Source organism: Flavobacterium galactosi, from assembly GCF_048158585.1.
Lineage (GTDB): Bacteria > Bacteroidota > Bacteroidia > Flavobacteriales > Flavobacteriaceae > Flavobacterium > Flavobacterium galactosi.
Genome location: NZ_JBLNKV010000007.1, coordinates 154,127 through 168,372, shown reverse-complemented (window position 1 = coordinate 168,372; position 14,246 = coordinate 154,127). Strand labels below are relative to the sequence as shown.

Annotated in this window: 16 protein-coding genes; 13 read left to right on the top strand and 3 right to left on the bottom strand. The window is 33.1% G+C overall.

Features of this window, described 5'->3' with window-relative positions; genetic code table 11:
• Positions 1-31: 31 nt before the first annotated feature.
• Positions 32-1,585: a T9SS response regulator signal transducer PorX gene (gene porX, locus ACM55M_RS15600; RefSeq protein WP_416858594.1), complete on the bottom strand. Its 1,554-nt coding sequence runs from the start codon at positions 1,583-1,585 to the stop codon at positions 32-34.
• A 731-nt stretch (positions 1,586-2,316) separates the two neighbouring features.
• Here porX and ACM55M_RS15595 point away from each other — a divergent pair.
• The 13 genes from ACM55M_RS15595 (at position 2,317) to ACM55M_RS15535 (ending at position 12,919) form a co-directional block, all read left to right on the top strand.
• Entirely contained in the window at positions 2,317-2,808 is a 492-nt protein-coding gene (locus ACM55M_RS15595) for a DinB family protein (protein ID WP_416858593.1), read from the top strand.
• Between the two features lie 123 nt (positions 2,809-2,931).
• The gene (locus ACM55M_RS15590) at positions 2,932-3,099 is read left to right on the top strand and encodes a hypothetical protein (RefSeq protein WP_416858591.1); all 168 of its coding nucleotides are present in this window, start codon (positions 2,932-2,934) and stop codon (positions 3,097-3,099) included.
• Positions 3,100-3,132: 33 nt separating this feature from the next.
• The gene (locus ACM55M_RS15585) at positions 3,133-3,672 is read left to right on the top strand and encodes a GNAT family N-acetyltransferase (protein ID WP_416858590.1); all 540 of its coding nucleotides are present in this window, start codon (positions 3,133-3,135) and stop codon (positions 3,670-3,672) included.
• A 140-nt stretch (positions 3,673-3,812) separates the two neighbouring features.
• A complete protein-coding gene (locus ACM55M_RS15580; RefSeq protein WP_416858589.1) occupies positions 3,813-4,607 on the top strand; it encodes a 3-keto-disaccharide hydrolase in 795 nt (264 codons plus the stop codon).
• Between the two features lie 147 nt (positions 4,608-4,754).
• Positions 4,755-5,984: an HD domain-containing protein gene (locus tag ACM55M_RS15575; protein WP_416858588.1), complete on the top strand. Its 1,230-nt coding sequence runs from the start codon at positions 4,755-4,757 to the stop codon at positions 5,982-5,984.
• A 40-nt stretch (positions 5,985-6,024) separates the two neighbouring features.
• Positions 6,025-7,068: a UDP-3-O-(3-hydroxymyristoyl)glucosamine N-acyltransferase gene (lpxD, locus tag ACM55M_RS15570; RefSeq protein ID WP_416858587.1), complete on the top strand. Its 1,044-nt coding sequence runs from the start codon at positions 6,025-6,027 to the stop codon at positions 7,066-7,068.
• Positions 7,061-8,449 carry a bifunctional UDP-3-O-[3-hydroxymyristoyl] N-acetylglucosamine deacetylase/3-hydroxyacyl-ACP dehydratase gene (locus ACM55M_RS15565; protein ID WP_416858621.1) on the top strand — a complete coding sequence of 463 codons (1,389 nt, stop codon included), beginning with the start codon at positions 7,061-7,063 and terminating at the stop codon, positions 8,447-8,449. Before lpxD ends, ACM55M_RS15565 begins: the two co-directional genes overlap by 8 nt.
• Positions 8,450-8,536: 87 nt before the next feature.
• Positions 8,537-9,322: an acyl-ACP--UDP-N-acetylglucosamine O-acyltransferase gene (gene lpxA / locus ACM55M_RS15560; RefSeq protein ID WP_416858586.1), complete on the top strand. Its 786-nt coding sequence runs from the start codon at positions 8,537-8,539 to the stop codon at positions 9,320-9,322.
• Between the two features lie 72 nt (positions 9,323-9,394).
• Entirely contained in the window at positions 9,395-9,961 is a 567-nt protein-coding gene (efp, locus tag ACM55M_RS15555) for an elongation factor P (protein ID WP_416858584.1), read from the top strand.
• Between the two features lie 67 nt (positions 9,962-10,028).
• Positions 10,029-10,958, top strand: coding sequence for a UDP-3-O-(3-hydroxymyristoyl)glucosamine N-acyltransferase (locus tag ACM55M_RS15550; protein ID WP_416858583.1), 930 nt, complete (start codon positions 10,029-10,031; stop codon positions 10,956-10,958).
• Position 10,959: 1 nt separating this feature from the next.
• Positions 10,960-11,322, top strand: coding sequence for a nuclear transport factor 2 family protein (locus ACM55M_RS15545; RefSeq protein WP_416858582.1), 363 nt, complete (start codon positions 10,960-10,962; stop codon positions 11,320-11,322).
• A gap of 85 nt (positions 11,323-11,407) precedes the next feature.
• The gene (gene sucD / locus ACM55M_RS15540) at positions 11,408-12,280 is read left to right on the top strand and encodes a succinate--CoA ligase subunit alpha (protein WP_091207776.1); all 873 of its coding nucleotides are present in this window, start codon (positions 11,408-11,410) and stop codon (positions 12,278-12,280) included.
• A 216-nt stretch (positions 12,281-12,496) separates the two neighbouring features.
• Complete coding sequence (locus ACM55M_RS15535; RefSeq protein WP_416858581.1) at positions 12,497-12,919, top strand: ADP-ribosylation factor GTPase-activating family protein; 423 nt, start codon at positions 12,497-12,499, stop codon at positions 12,917-12,919.
• Between the two features lie 48 nt (positions 12,920-12,967).
• On the opposite strand, the gene ACM55M_RS15530 is transcribed toward ACM55M_RS15535, so the two are convergent.
• Positions 12,968-13,408, bottom strand: coding sequence for a hypothetical protein (locus ACM55M_RS15530; protein WP_416858580.1), 441 nt, complete (start codon positions 13,406-13,408; stop codon positions 12,968-12,970).
• A gap of 192 nt (positions 13,409-13,600) precedes the next feature.
• A complete protein-coding gene (locus ACM55M_RS15525) occupies positions 13,601-14,161 on the bottom strand; it encodes a cytochrome-c peroxidase (RefSeq protein WP_416858578.1) in 561 nt (186 codons plus the stop codon).
• Between the last annotated feature and the right edge of the window lie 85 nt (positions 14,162-14,246).

Here is a 14,246-nt window from a genome sequence, read left to right as displayed (position 1 = left end):
CCAAAAACTGAAAACTGTGACTGAAAAATTCTTATTTCGGATTAAAAACTAAAAACGGAATAATCATTTCTTCCAATGAAATTCCACCGTGTTGGTATGTGTTTTTATAATAACTTACATAATGATTGTAATTATTGACATAGGCCAAAAACAAATCATTTTTTGCAAAAATATAAGAACTACTCATATTTATCGTTGGTAAACCAATATTTTTTGGTTCCTTCACTGCATAAACATCTTTGTGTTCGTAGGTCAAACTGCGTCCTGTTTTGTAACGCAAATTCAAACTGGTATTTTTATCACCCACCACTTTCGATGGATTTTTCACGTTTATAGTTCCGTGATCCGTAGTCAAAATCAACTTGAAACCCATTTTCTGTGCCTGTTGAATAATTTCCAATAATGGAGAATTTTTAAACCAACTCAACGTCAGAGAGCGATATGCTTTATCGTCGGAAGCAAGTTCTTTTACCACGTCCATTTCGGTTTTAGCGTGCGAAAGCATGTCTACAAAATTGTAAACCACGGTAACCAAATCGTTATTTTTCAACGATTTAAATCCTTCAACGAGTTTTTTACCTCCGGCAAGATTCGTGATTTTAAAATAATCCTCCTTAATATGCAATCCCAAACGTTTCAACTGTGCCGACAAAAATTCCGCTTCGTACAAGTTTTTCCCGCCTTCTTCCGGATCATTTTTCCAATATTGCGGAAACTGTTTTTCCATTTCAAGCGGCGTCAAACCTGAGAAAATAGCATTTCTCGCATATTGTGTGGCCGTTGGCAAAATGGCGTAATACGGAACTTCTTTTTCCAGTTTATAATAATTGCTTACCACACTCTCAAAGACTTTCCATTGATCGTAACGTAAGTTATCAATCACCACAAACAAAATAGGTTTGTCTTTTTTTACAATTTCAGGAACCACTAATTCTTTAAATAAAGTGTGGGATTGCACTGGCTTATCCGCTTTTGGTGCAAACCAATCTTCATAATTACGTTCAATAAATTTTCCAAATTGCGAATTGGCTTCTGCTTTTTGTGATTCAAGAATTTCAACCATACCTTGATCGTTGATATTCTCCAATTCCAGTTCCCAAAAAATCAATTTTTTGTACAATTCAATCCAGTCTTCATAAGAATTCACCATTGCCATTTCCATCGAAATTTTTCGGAATTCTTTCTGATAATCCAACGTAGTTTTTTGCGATATCAATCGGGAATGATCCAGATTTTTCTTCAAACTCAACAAAATCTGGTTTGGATTTACGGGTTTGATTAAATAATCAGCAATTTTAGAGCCAATCGCTTCCTCCATGATGTATTCTTCCTCACTTTTGGTAATCATAATCATGGGAACCGAAGATTTTTTCTCTTTCATCTCCGACAGCGTTTCCAAGCCGCTCATTCCGGGCATATTTTCATCCAGAAAAACAATATCAAAATTGTTTTCCTCAAAAATATCAACCGCATCACGACCGTTATTACAAGTAGTAACTTCGTAATTTTTCTTTTCCAGAAATAATATGTGGGGCTTTAAAAGGTCGATTTCATCATCTACCCAAAGTATTTTTATTTTATCCATAAGTCGTATTAACAAGTGTTCAATAGTAGTAATTGAAAGTGCCAATTTACTGTTTTTTGCAACGGTTAGTTGCTAATATTATGATAATTTTTCGGGCAATTGCTCTTTCTATTCCTATATAAAGATAAGAATTTTTCGCATTGAAATTGTTTGCAGGCGTGACCCATCCTCCGTAAACTCCGTCCGGGTTGGACTTTGCGTTATATCTTTCCTTTTTAAAGAAAAAAGGAAACGATGTCACTTCCATCCCTCACGCAGTTGCTAGAACGATTGGATTTACAATTACAATTGAGATAATAAAAATTTTCAGAAAATAAAAAAGTATTGGAGTATTATGATTGCTTTTTTATAAATTCGTTAAAATATAAATGCTATAGTTTATCGAATCAAGTTGCCTGAAAAACGGTGAAAAGAGCAGTACTTTTAAAAAAAAAAGGTATCATAATCAGCTAAATAAAATTATGACTTATAAAGATAAAATATTGAAAGTGATTATATCAAATTTGAGAATAAGAAGATAATTCTGTATTTGATAATTTTTATCTACATAATACTATTTTCGACACCAAAAGTTAGTTTTTTTATGCTGGAAAGAGAAAAAATTGGCAATTGGTTTTGTTTGCAATAATTGTGCTGAGACAATTTTCAGCTTTCCAAGGAAACGGAATTTGAGTTTATTGGAAATAACGGACTAAAACGTTAGAATTGTTAAACGTATAATGATATTACAAATGGATAAAAAAATAAACCAAAATGCCGTTCATACTTTACTTGCCGAATACAAAAAAGCAATTAATGAATTACAGGATATAATTCTAAATATCTCAGAAAAGAACTTAGTATTTGTAATAGATAAAGAAACTCCGAATTGGGACTGCAAATCAATTCAAACCATACTTACACATGTTATAAGTTCCGGTTACTCGTATTGCATTTATATTCAAAATTCAAGAGACATATGTAGTGAACGACCTGAAAAAATTATACGTACATCAATAATTCAATATATAAAAGATCTTGATAAGCTACTTGAATTTACGTTTAACACATTCATCAATATAAGCGATAATGATTTGGAAGAATCCGATAATACTAAAAAAATAATTACATCTTGGGAACAACTTTATGACATTGAACAATTAATGGAACATGCAATCGTACATGTTTTACGCCATAGAAGACAAATTGAAAAGTTTAAAATCATATTAAATAATGAAGCATAGCTATTGCTAATAACAATTCCTTGGTTATTTCGAAGGAACGATAAGTAGGACTGTTTCTTCTTTAATTTTTTACAATATTCCAAAATTTAATTATATTCTGTAATTTTACTAAAAACAAAAACAATGGAAATAAATTGGGTTATTATAGCTGTAATTTTGGTTGGCGCCATTGCTTTAATTCTATACTTGATTAAAAAGAATCAAAAGGATAAAAAAGAAGTGACTAAATTTTTTAATACGGATACTACAATTAGAAAGGAATCAGAACTAGATGAAGAGGAGGAGTACTGATTGCATTCTTTCGTAATTATTAAAATATAAAAAATGAATACTATAATTCTGAAAACAGAACGATTAAATTTAAGACCAATTACAGTATCAGATTTAGATTATATTCATGAATTGCATTGTATGGAAGAAATAGATGAATTCAATACGTTAGGAATTCCACAACATATTGATGAAACTAAAGTGCTTTTAGAAAAATGGATTTTTGAAAACAATAGAGCGCTTATTACCCATTTTACTTTTGCGGTGGAATTAAACACTGGAAACCAAATTATAGGATTAATTGGAATCAATTTGGGAAAGTTAAAATATAAAAATGCCGAAGTTTGGTTTAAATTTCATAAAAATTATTGGAATAAAGGCTACGCAACGGAATCCTTGAAACAGCTACTGCATTTTGGATTTGATGCACTTAACCTTCATCGAATCGAAGCAGGTTGTGCTGTTGGGAATATAGGTTCCATAAACGTTTTGGAAAAAACAGGAATGATACGAGAAGCCCATACCCGAAAATTATTACCATTAAAATCAGGCTGGTCAGATAATTATGGATACGCAATTTTATCGACTGACTGAATAACTTCAATTTGGCGGAAATGGAATGATTTACGTACAGAATAATAAACTATAGCTAAAAACATTTTTTTGTTCCTAAATGTAAAACAAAACGATTTTATTCTAAATTTATACTTTTATCAAATCAAACCAAATTATTTATGAAATCGAAAAAAATTAGAAACTATTTTTTGAGTATTACCTTGTTTTCAGTGACTCTTGCTATGGCTCAACATGATTATGTGAACACGCCACCAGCTGTATCACCAATGGCGATGAAACCCGAAATGACTGAAATATGGGAACCGCAAGTAAAAGTAATTACTCCTGCTAAAAAGCTAGGAGATGCACCTTCGGATGCGATTGTTTTATTTGACGGTAAAAACTTAGATCAATGGGTTAGTCAAAAAGATGTTACAAAGCCAGCTCCATGGAAAATAGTGGATAAGGAATATATGGAAGTGGTAGATGGTTCTGGAGCGATTCAAACAAAAATGCAATTTGGAGATTGTCAATTGCATGTCGAATGGAGCGCACCCGATGCAGTGGTTGATGGAGGACAATGGAGAGGAAACAGTGGTATATTTTTACAAAACAGATACGAACTTCAAGTATTGGATTCCTATAATAATAGGACTTATAGTAACGGTCAAGCCGGAAGTATTTATAAAGATGTACCGCCTTTAGTCAATGCCATGAAGGCACCTTTAGAGTGGAATACGTATGATATTGTTTATACTGCTCCGCGTTTCAAAGCTGATGGAAGGATAGATGCTCAGGCAAGAATCACGGTATTACACAATGGAGTTTTGGTTCAAAATAATGCTATTATTAGTGGGTTGACACTTTATATTGGATTACATAATTATCCTTCGCCACATGGTGATGATGTGATTGCATTGCAAGAACATGGCTGCAAAACTCAATTCAGAAATATCTGGATTAGAAAACTATAAAAAATTAAAAGGAGAGCTAAAACTCTCCTTTTTTAGTGTTTGTACGAATCGAATCCTCTATTTTATTGAATTCAAAATCACGATAAGAGACGTTTCCCATTTTAAAGTCTAATTTCCTTATATTTGTTGACCAAAAATAAAGTTATAGTGATTCAAATCAATAAGCTAAAAATATTTAATGATCCCATTTATGGGTTTATTACCATCCCCAACGCCTTAATTTACGATTTAGTTCAGCATCCCTATTTTCAACGCTTGCGCCGTATTTCCCAAATGGGTTTGTCGTATCTGGTTTATCCGGGAGCAAATCACACTCGTTTTCACCATGCTTTAGGTTGCATGCATCTGATGCAAAAAGCGGTTGACGTATTGCGTTTCAAAGGAGTTTCGATATCTCCTGAAGAAGAAAATGCGCTATACATTGCTATTTTATTACATGATATTGGACACGGACCGTTTTCGCACGCGATGGAAAAAAGCATTGTTGAAGATGTACACCATGAAGAAATTTCCTTGTTGTTTATGAACCAATTGAATGTGGAATTCGACGGTCAGTTGAGTTTAGCAATTCAAATTTTTAAAGGTGATTATGATCGAAAGTTCATGTTGCAATTGATTTCGAGTCAATTGGATATGGATCGAATGGATTATTTGAAACGAGACAGTTTTTACTCGGGTGTGGCAGAAGGAAATGTAAATTCAGAACGCCTGATTCAAATGATGAATGTGGTGGACGACTTCTTAGTTATTGAAGAAAAAGGAATTTATTCTGTAGAAAAGTTTCTGATGTCAAGACGCTTAATGTATTGGCAGGCTTATTTACACAAAACGAGTTTAGTAGCCGAGTTGATTTTGACGAAAGTCTTAAAACGCGCTAAAGAATTAACATTAAAAGGAATTCAATTGCCTTGTAGCGAGCCGTTGCTGTTTTTTATGCAAAATAGAGTTACCTTGGACACTTTTGATACTGAAAATTTAGATTTATTTTCTCAATTGGATGATTTTGATATCATCAGTGCTTTAAAATCTTGGCAAAAACAGGACGATTTCATCTTATCTTCATTGAGCAAAATGATTGTTAACCGAGACTTATTAAAAATAAAACTAACCAGTGAAAAAGCGGGTATTGAAGAATTGCAACCGTTGAAAGAGCGCTTTGCTGAGGAGAATAATATTTCATTATTGGATACCAATTATTTTATTTTTAAAGGTAAAATAAAAAACCAAGCATATAGCAAAGAAGCCGAACCAATACGGATTTTGAAAAAAGACAGAACAATTGAGGACGTTATTGAATCTTCGGATCAGCTGAATTTAAAATCGTTATCTAAACTGGTTACCAAGTATTATATATGTTTCCCAAAACAACTTGCATAAAATGAACATTTAAAATCTATTTTTTTATATTTTTGTCGCAATGAAATTTACAGCAGAACAAATAGCAGGGATTTTAGAAGGAGAAGTTGTGGGAAATCCTATGGCAGAAGTTTCTAGATTATCAAAAATAGAAGAGGGAGCTGAAGGATCACTTACTTTTTTATCAAATCCTAAATATCTTAATTACATTTATTCCACAAAGGCCTCGGTAACAATTGTTAATGATACTTTTGTTCCGGAATCACCACTAGCCACAACACTGATAAAGGTGCAAGATGCCTATGCCGCATTTTCTAAATTACTAGAATATTACAATCAGGTAAAGTTAAATAAAAGTGGGATTGAGCAACCTTCTTTCCTTTCGCAAAGCGTAAAATACGGAGATGATTTATATCTTGGAAGTTTTAGTTACGTGGGACAGCATGTAGTTTTGGGTGAAAATGTAAAAATATATCCTAATTGTTTCATTGGAGATAATGTAGTAATGGGTGACAATGTGATATTATTTGCTGGTGCAAAAATTTATTCGGAGACTATTATCGGGAATAATTGCACGATACATTCCGGAGCAATAATAGGTGCTGATGGTTTTGGTTTTGCTCCAAATCCTGACGGAACGTATACTAAAATTCCACAAATAGGGAATGTAATTATTGAAGATAATGTTGATATAGGGTCCTGCACTACAATTGACAGGGCTACAATGGGTTCTACAATTATAAGAAAGGGAGTGAAGCTTGACAATCAAATTCAGATTGCCCACAATGTCGAAATTGGTGAGAATACTGTAATTGCTGCTCAAACGGGTGTTGCAGGTTCTACAAAAATTGGCAAGAATGGCATGATTGGTGGGCAGGTAGGAATCTCGGGACATTTGACCATTGGTAATAATGTCCGGATTCAGGCTCAATCTGGTGTAGGAAGAAATATAAAAGATAATGAGATTCTACAAGGAAGCCCCGCATTTGGATACAATGATTTTAGTAAATCGTACGTTCATTTCAGGAATCTACCTAAAATTGTTGCAGAAATAGAGGAATTAAAAAAACAAATATTAAACCAAAAAAATGGAAAAAATGGTTAAACAGCAGACCATCAAAACAGAAATCTCATTAACTGGAGTTGGATTACATACAGGAAAAGAAGTTAAAATGACTTTTAAACCTGCTCCAGTAAATAATGGTTTTACTTTTGTTAGAGTAGATCTGGAAGGACAACCTGTCATTGAAGCTGATGCAAATTATGTTGTAAACACACAAAGAGGAACCAATTTAGAAAAACTAGGTGTGAAAATTCAAACACCAGAACATGTTTTAGCAGCATTAATTGGTTGTGATTTAGATAATGTCATCATTGAACTAAATGCTTCAGAGCTTCCTATAATGGATGGTTCGTCAAAATATTTTGTTGAAGCCCTTGAAAAAGCGGGAATCGAAGAGCAAAATGCTAAAAGAAATGTTTATGTGGTAAAAGAAGTTATTTCTTTTACTGATGAAGCAACAGGTAGTGAAATTTTAGTGATGCCAAGTGATCATTATTCAGTTACTGCAATGGTTGATTTTGGAACTAAAATTTTAGGAACCCAAAATGCTAACATGAAAAATATTTCAGAATTTAAAACTGAAATATCTGAATCCAGAACATTCAGCTTTTTACATGAATTAGAATCTCTCTTAGAAAACGGCTTAATAAAAGGAGGCGATTTGAATAATGCCATTGTATATGTTGATAAAGAAATATCGGCAGCTACCATGGAGAATTTAAAAGTTGCTTTTGGAAAAGAGGAGTTAACAGTTAAACCAAACGGTATTTTAGATAACCTTACTTTGCATTATCCAAATGAAGCGGCAAGACATAAACTACTGGATGTAGTGGGTGATTTAGCTTTGATTGGAACAAGAATACAAGGTAAAGTAATTGCCAATAAGCCAGGACATTTTGTAAATACCCAATTTGCAAAAAAAATGGCGAAAATTATAAAAATAGAACAAAGAAATTATGTTCCAGTTTATGATTTAAATCAAGAGCCTTTAATGGACATTCATAAAATTATGGCTGTTCTTCCTCATAGACCTCCATTTTTATTGATTGACAGAATTATCGAAATGTCTGAAAGTCATGTTGTGGGTATGAAAAATATTACAATGAATGAAAATTTCTTTGTTGGGCATTTCCCGGAAGCTCCAGTTATGCCAGGGGTTTTAATTGTAGAGGCAATGGCACAAACAGGAGGGATTTTAGTATTAAGTACGGTTCCTGATCCTGAAAATTATTTGACTTTCTTTATGAAAATTGATAAGGTTAAATTCAAACATAAAGTACTGCCAGGTGATACTTTGATTTTCAAATGTGATTTAATAACGCCTATCAGAAGAGGAATTTGTCATATGCAAGCGAATGCTTATGCAAATGGGAAACTGGTTGCAGAAGCGGAGTTAATGGCTCAAATTGCGAAAAAACAATAAATTTAGATTTAAAACTGTATCATTAATTTGAAAAATAATGAGTTTACAGTTTTTTGTTCTAATTAATATAAAAAATAAAAAAAGTAGATGAATCAACCACTAGCCTATGTTCATCCGGGCGCTAAAATAGCCAAAAATGTTGTTATAGAGCCTTTCACCACCATTCACAATAATGTTATTATTGGAGATGGAACTTGGATAGGTTCAAATGTTACCATTATGGAAGGCGCAAGAATTGGAAAAAATTGTAATATATTTCCTGGTGCTGTAATCTCAGCGGTTCCACAAGATTTGAAATTTGGCGGAGAAGATTCTTTGGCGATAATTGGCGATAATTGTACAATTAGAGAATGTGTAACCATTAATAGAGGCACAATCGCATCTGGACAAACTACTTTAGGTAATAATTGTCTAGTTATGGCAACCGCACATATTGCCCATGATTGTCACATCGGGGATAATGCCATTATAGTAAACGGGGTCGCTTTGGCCGGTCATGTTACTGTAGGTAACTATGCAGTTATAGGCGGTTTGGCAGCAATCCATCAATTTATTAGCATAGGAGATCATGCAATGATATCTGGTGGTTCTTTGGTAAGAAAAGATGTTCCTCCGTATACAAAAGCGGCTAAAGAACCTTTATCTTATGTTGGAATTAATTCTGTTGGGTTGAGAAGACGTGGTTTTACAACTGAAAAGATCAGAGAAATCCAAGATATCTATAGAATTCTGTATCAGAAAAATTATAATACCTCTCAGGCATTAGATATTATCGAAGCGGAGATGGAAGCAACAACGGAAAGAGATGAAATTATTGATTTTATCAGAAATTCGTCAAGAGGAATAATGAAAGGATATTCAGGAAACTATTAAGAATAAGTCGCTTAATCGTTTATTTGCTCAAACGATTAAACAAATAAACAAATCAACAAAATAAACATAAAAATGGCATCTACATCAGACATTAAAAACGGATTGTGTATTAAATACAATAATGATATTTACAAAATCATAGAATTTCTTCACGTAAAACCAGGAAAAGGGCCTGCTTTTGTTCGAACAAAACTAAGAAGTTTAACGAATGGAAAAGTATTGGATAATACTTTTTCTGCAGGACACAAAATTGAAGAAGTTAGAGTAGAAAACCATAAATTTCAATATTTATATCCAGAAGGTGATGATTTTCATTTTATGAATACAGAAACCTTCGAACAAATTACTTTAAATAAAAACATTTTAGATTCACCGGATTTATTGAAAGAAGGAGAAAATGTAATGGTAAGTATTAATACAGAGACTGATTTACCTCTTTCAGTTGATATGCCAGCTTCAGTAGTGCTTGAAGTAACTTATGCTGAACCGGGAATTAAAGGAAATACTGCTACAAATGCTACAAAATCAGCAACTGTTGAAACAGGTGCAACTGTAAATGTTCCTTTGTTTATCAATGAAGGAGACAAAATTAAAATTGACACTACATCCGGTTCTTACATGGAACGCGTAAAAGAGTAAATTACAGTTCAGTATTCAGTTTGCAATCAAGCTGAATACCGAATATTGATTACCGAACACAAAATTTATGAAATTCCAAAAAGTTTACTCTTTAGAAGAAATTGCAAATATCATCAACTGTGAATATGTTGGTGATAAAAATTTTCCAGTAACTGGAATGAATGAAATTCATGTTGTTGAATCCGGAGATATTGTTTTTGTGGATCATCCAAAGTATTATGACAAAGCGCTAAACTCAGCGGCAACTATAGTTTTAATAAATAAAAGTGTAGCATGTCCTGATGGAAAAGCATTGTTGATTTCTGATGATCCCTTTAGAGATTTTAACAAATTGACGAATTATTTCAAGCCTTTTCAATTTTCTAACGTTTCAATAGCTACTTCAGCTTCGATAGGAGAAAATACTGTAATACAGCCGAATACTTTTATTGGAAATCATGTTGTTATTGGGAAAAATTGTTTAATCCATTCTAATGTATCGATTTATGATTATACCGTAATTGGTGATAACGTAATCATCCACGCTGGAACTATTCTTGGTGCTGATGCTTTTTATTATAAAAAGCGCCCTGAAGGCTATGACCAATTACTTTCTGGAGGGAGAGTAGTAATTCACGACAATGTTGGGATAGGGGCACTTTGTACTATTGACAAAGGAGTTACAGGCGATACTACTATTGGCGAAGGCACAAAAATTGACAATCAGGTACATGTTGGTCATGACACTGTGATTGGAAAAAAATGTTTGATTGCTTCACAAACCGGAATAGCAGGTTGCGTAATAATTGAAGATGAAGTTACTATTTGGGGACAAGTAGGAACCACTAGCGGAATTACGATAGGAGCGAAGGCAGTTATTCTTGGTCAAACAGGAGTTACAAAATCAGTAGAAGGTGGTAAATCTTACTTTGGTACGCCAATTGAAGAATCAAGAGAAAAATTGAAACAACTGGCTAATATCAAAAAAATACCAGAAATTTTAAATAAACTAAAATAATATGTCTGCTAAAGAAATCGTTCAGAAATTTTATAAATCTGATGCTCTAATTGATAGCGAAGTCATGAAAGATTTTTTGCATCCAGACGTAATTGTTGAATGGAATAGCAGCAAAGGATTTATTCAATTGAATTATGAATCTTTACTCCATTTAGCAAATGATTTAAGTAAAGCGTATGTTCGCTCTAAAGTTAGAATAAGCCATATTATTGCAGAAAAAGATTTAATTTCGGTTCGTTATTCTCATTTTGTAAAAACAATTGAAAACCCAAGAGAAGAAATGTTATTAGCCCATTTTATAACAATTTGGCAAATAAAAGACAATAAATTGTTCAGAGGATACCAAATGAGTCAATTATCATAATACATTTTGACAAAAAAAGCTTCAAAATAATTTACAAAACCTTACTTTTGCATCACAATTTTAAAAACTACATAAAATATATATCATGAGTGTTTTAGTTAATAAAGATTCCAAAATAATTGTTCAAGGATTTACAGGAAGCGAAGGAACTTTCCATGCTTCTCAAATGATTGAGTACGGTACTAACGTTGTTGGTGGTGTAACTCCAGGAAAAGGTGGGACAACTCACTTAGACAGACCTGTTTTTAATACTGTAAAAGATGCTGTAGAACAAGCGGGAGCTGATACTACTATCATTTTTGTTCCACCGGCTTTTGCTGCAGATGCAATTATGGAAGCTGCAGATGCAGGAATAAAAGTAATTATTGCAATTACTGAAGGAATTCCTGTTGCTGATATGATTAAAGCAAATAGTTATGTTAAAGAAAGAAATGCAAGATTAATAGGCCCTAACTGCCCAGGAATAATTACTCCAGGCGAAGCAAAAGTTGGAATTATGCCAGGTTTTGTATTTAAAAAAGGTACTGTTGGAATTGTTTCTAAATCAGGAACTTTAACTTACGAAGCTGCTGACCAAGTGGTGAAACAAGGATTAGGAATCACTACTGCAATTGGTATTGGTGGAGATCCAATCATTGGAACTACTACAAAAGAAGCAGTAGAATTATTAATGAACGACCCAGAAACAGAATGTATCGTAATGATAGGTGAAATTGGTGGGCAATTAGAAGCTGACGCTGCGCATTGGATTAAAGCCGATGGTAACCGTAAGCCGGTTGTAGGATTCATTGCAGGAGTTACCGCTCCGGCTGGACGTACAATGGGACATGCAGGTGCTATTGTTGGTGGATCTGATGATACTGCTGAAGCTAAAAAACAAATTATGAGAGAATGTGGCATACATGTTGTGGATTCTCCAGCTGAAATTGGTAAAAAAGTAAAAGAAGTTTTAGGTTAATTTAACCCAGAATTAAATATTTTAAAAGCCTCACAATTTGTGGGGCTTTTTTATTATAAATTGAATTAAAGAAATACCTTTGCACTTTATTAAATTAATCTGTTTTTTCAGATTTAATCCTAATAAGAACAATCATAAACGAATGGTTTCTAATGGACCTCACGATTTTGTGGGGTATTTTTTTGCAAAAGCCAATTCAAATAAAAATAAAATAATATGTACAAAGAGTTAAAAAAATTCAAAGTTAGCAATCAATTTTCATTCACTACAGACGATAGTTTAGAAGAAGTATGTAATGCTTCAGAAGGATCTGGAGTATTTTTAGTGTATTCAGTAGGGGATGAGAAAGAGTTAATTATGGTGGGTTCTACTGGAACTGTTCAGAATAATGGAACTTTGAAAATTAAAAATGGTGGCTTAAAGGATAAAATTGTAGAAGGACACCAATTTGCAAAAACAGGAAGAAAATATTCTTGGCCAGCACAAATGAAAATCGAAGAGATCAGTACGCTAGAAGTGGTATGGTATGAAACATTCAACGATAAGTCTAAAGCAATACCAACATTCGTAGAAGGACAAGTTTTACAAAATTTCCTTGACGAAAATGGAAGATTGCCAAAATGGAATGTTGCTTTTTAGTGTATTTTATTTAAATATATAAAAGCTCCGCAATTTGTGGAGCTTTTTTTATTTAAAAGGACTAGACCATTTTGAATCAATATAAATATTTGTTCCTGATAAGGTTTTTAAGAAAGCTATCAAAGCATTTACTTCAGCTGCACTAAGGTTTAATTGTTGTCCAAAACCATTAGGTCTTAATCTTGGATCCAGATTGGTATTTCCAAGTGCAAGATTGATATTGCCGTAATGACCAATTACGTTTTGTAATGTAATAAGATTTCCATTATGCATCATAGGTCCATTCGGCTCTCCATTAAGTTTTACTAAATCTCTAAGCGATGGAGCCCTCGTATTTGTAATATCTATTCCAGTTCCGTTTAAAACTTTTATTATCCCGTTGTTTCCTGTGAGCGGGTCAATGTCAAATTCAGGTGCCGCATGACAAGCTGCACATCCAACGCCTCCAGCATTTCTGTTGCCTGTAGCGTCAAAAATGGGAGGCGTCAAGAATAAATTTTTACCTTGATTTTCTTGTGCAGTAAAATTGGAGAAATTTTGGTTTTCATTTACCGCTAAAACTCTTCCAGCATCATATTTAGAATCAAATGATTGAATGCTTCGTACGAATTGCGCTAATGCTAATTGTATTTTGTTTTCGGTGATGTTTTCTGAACCGTAAACATATTTAAATAATTCTTTTTAATAACTGATATTTTGTAATTTTGCGATTAATACTGAAATAGAACCATCACCGTTAGACCCACTAAATCCCATTTCGATATGATTTTGAATAGGTTGCGTAGTTTGCAATTCTAAACTTGCGACTCTTTCATCCCAAAATAATTTACTTTCGTTTGAAAATCTTGAATTTACCAATCGCATGGAATGCCTCGTAGATGTTCCGTTTATTCCGTCACTGGCAACAGCAATATCTCCAAAAGCATTAGCTTGAATATGACAGGATGAACAGGAAATAGTATTATTTGAAGATAGATTTTTGTCGTAAAAGAGTACTCTTCCCAGCGTTGCTCCTTTGTCAGTTATTGAATTTGTATTAGTATTGTCCTTGGTAATATAAACTGGAATCGTTTGATTAGCGTAATTACTGGGGTTATTTAAATCTATTTTACCGGCAAAATTAGCCGTCACATTTGGATAAGTATCAGTAGCGATATATTCACTGGAATCATCCTTATTATTGCTGCAGGATGAGATAATTAAAATCACTCCGAACGAGAAGAATAAATAAAAGTTTTTCATGTGATATATATATGTTTAAATATAATAAATGGAATTATTTAGTTTCTAGTTTTAAATGCTTTATAAAAAAAATGAAGCTTTAGTC

Bases quoted from the DNA above. Each gene is read 5' to 3' on its own strand.
- porX (WP_416858594.1), bottom strand. From the start codon at position 1,585: ATGGATAAAATAAAAATACTTTGGGTAGATGATGAAATCGACCTTTTA.
- ACM55M_RS15595 (WP_416858593.1), top strand. From the start codon at position 2,317: ATGGATAAAAAAATAAACCAAAATGCCGTTCATACTTTACTTGCCGAA.
- ACM55M_RS15590 (WP_416858591.1), top strand. From the start codon at position 2,932: ATGGAAATAAATTGGGTTATTATAGCTGTAATTTTGGTTGGCGCCATT.
- ACM55M_RS15585 (WP_416858590.1), top strand. From the start codon at position 3,133: ATGAATACTATAATTCTGAAAACAGAACGATTAAATTTAAGACCAATT.
- ACM55M_RS15580 (WP_416858589.1), top strand. From the start codon at position 3,813: ATGAAATCGAAAAAAATTAGAAACTATTTTTTGAGTATTACCTTGTTT.
- lpxD (WP_416858587.1), top strand. From the start codon at position 6,025: ATGAAATTTACAGCAGAACAAATAGCAGGGATTTTAGAAGGAGAAGTT.
- ACM55M_RS15565 (WP_416858621.1), top strand. From the start codon at position 7,061: ATGGTTAAACAGCAGACCATCAAAACAGAAATCTCATTAACTGGAGTT.
- lpxA (WP_416858586.1), top strand. From the start codon at position 8,537: ATGAATCAACCACTAGCCTATGTTCATCCGGGCGCTAAAATAGCCAAA.
- efp (WP_416858584.1), top strand. From the start codon at position 9,395: ATGGCATCTACATCAGACATTAAAAACGGATTGTGTATTAAATACAAT.
- ACM55M_RS15550 (WP_416858583.1), top strand. From the start codon at position 10,029: ATGAAATTCCAAAAAGTTTACTCTTTAGAAGAAATTGCAAATATCATC.
- ACM55M_RS15545 (WP_416858582.1), top strand. From the start codon at position 10,960: ATGTCTGCTAAAGAAATCGTTCAGAAATTTTATAAATCTGATGCTCTA.
- sucD (WP_091207776.1), top strand. From the start codon at position 11,408: ATGAGTGTTTTAGTTAATAAAGATTCCAAAATAATTGTTCAAGGATTT.
- ACM55M_RS15535 (WP_416858581.1), top strand. From the start codon at position 12,497: ATGTACAAAGAGTTAAAAAAATTCAAAGTTAGCAATCAATTTTCATTC.
- ACM55M_RS15525 (WP_416858578.1), bottom strand. From the start codon at position 14,161: ATGAAAAACTTTTATTTATTCTTCTCGTTCGGAGTGATTTTAATTATC.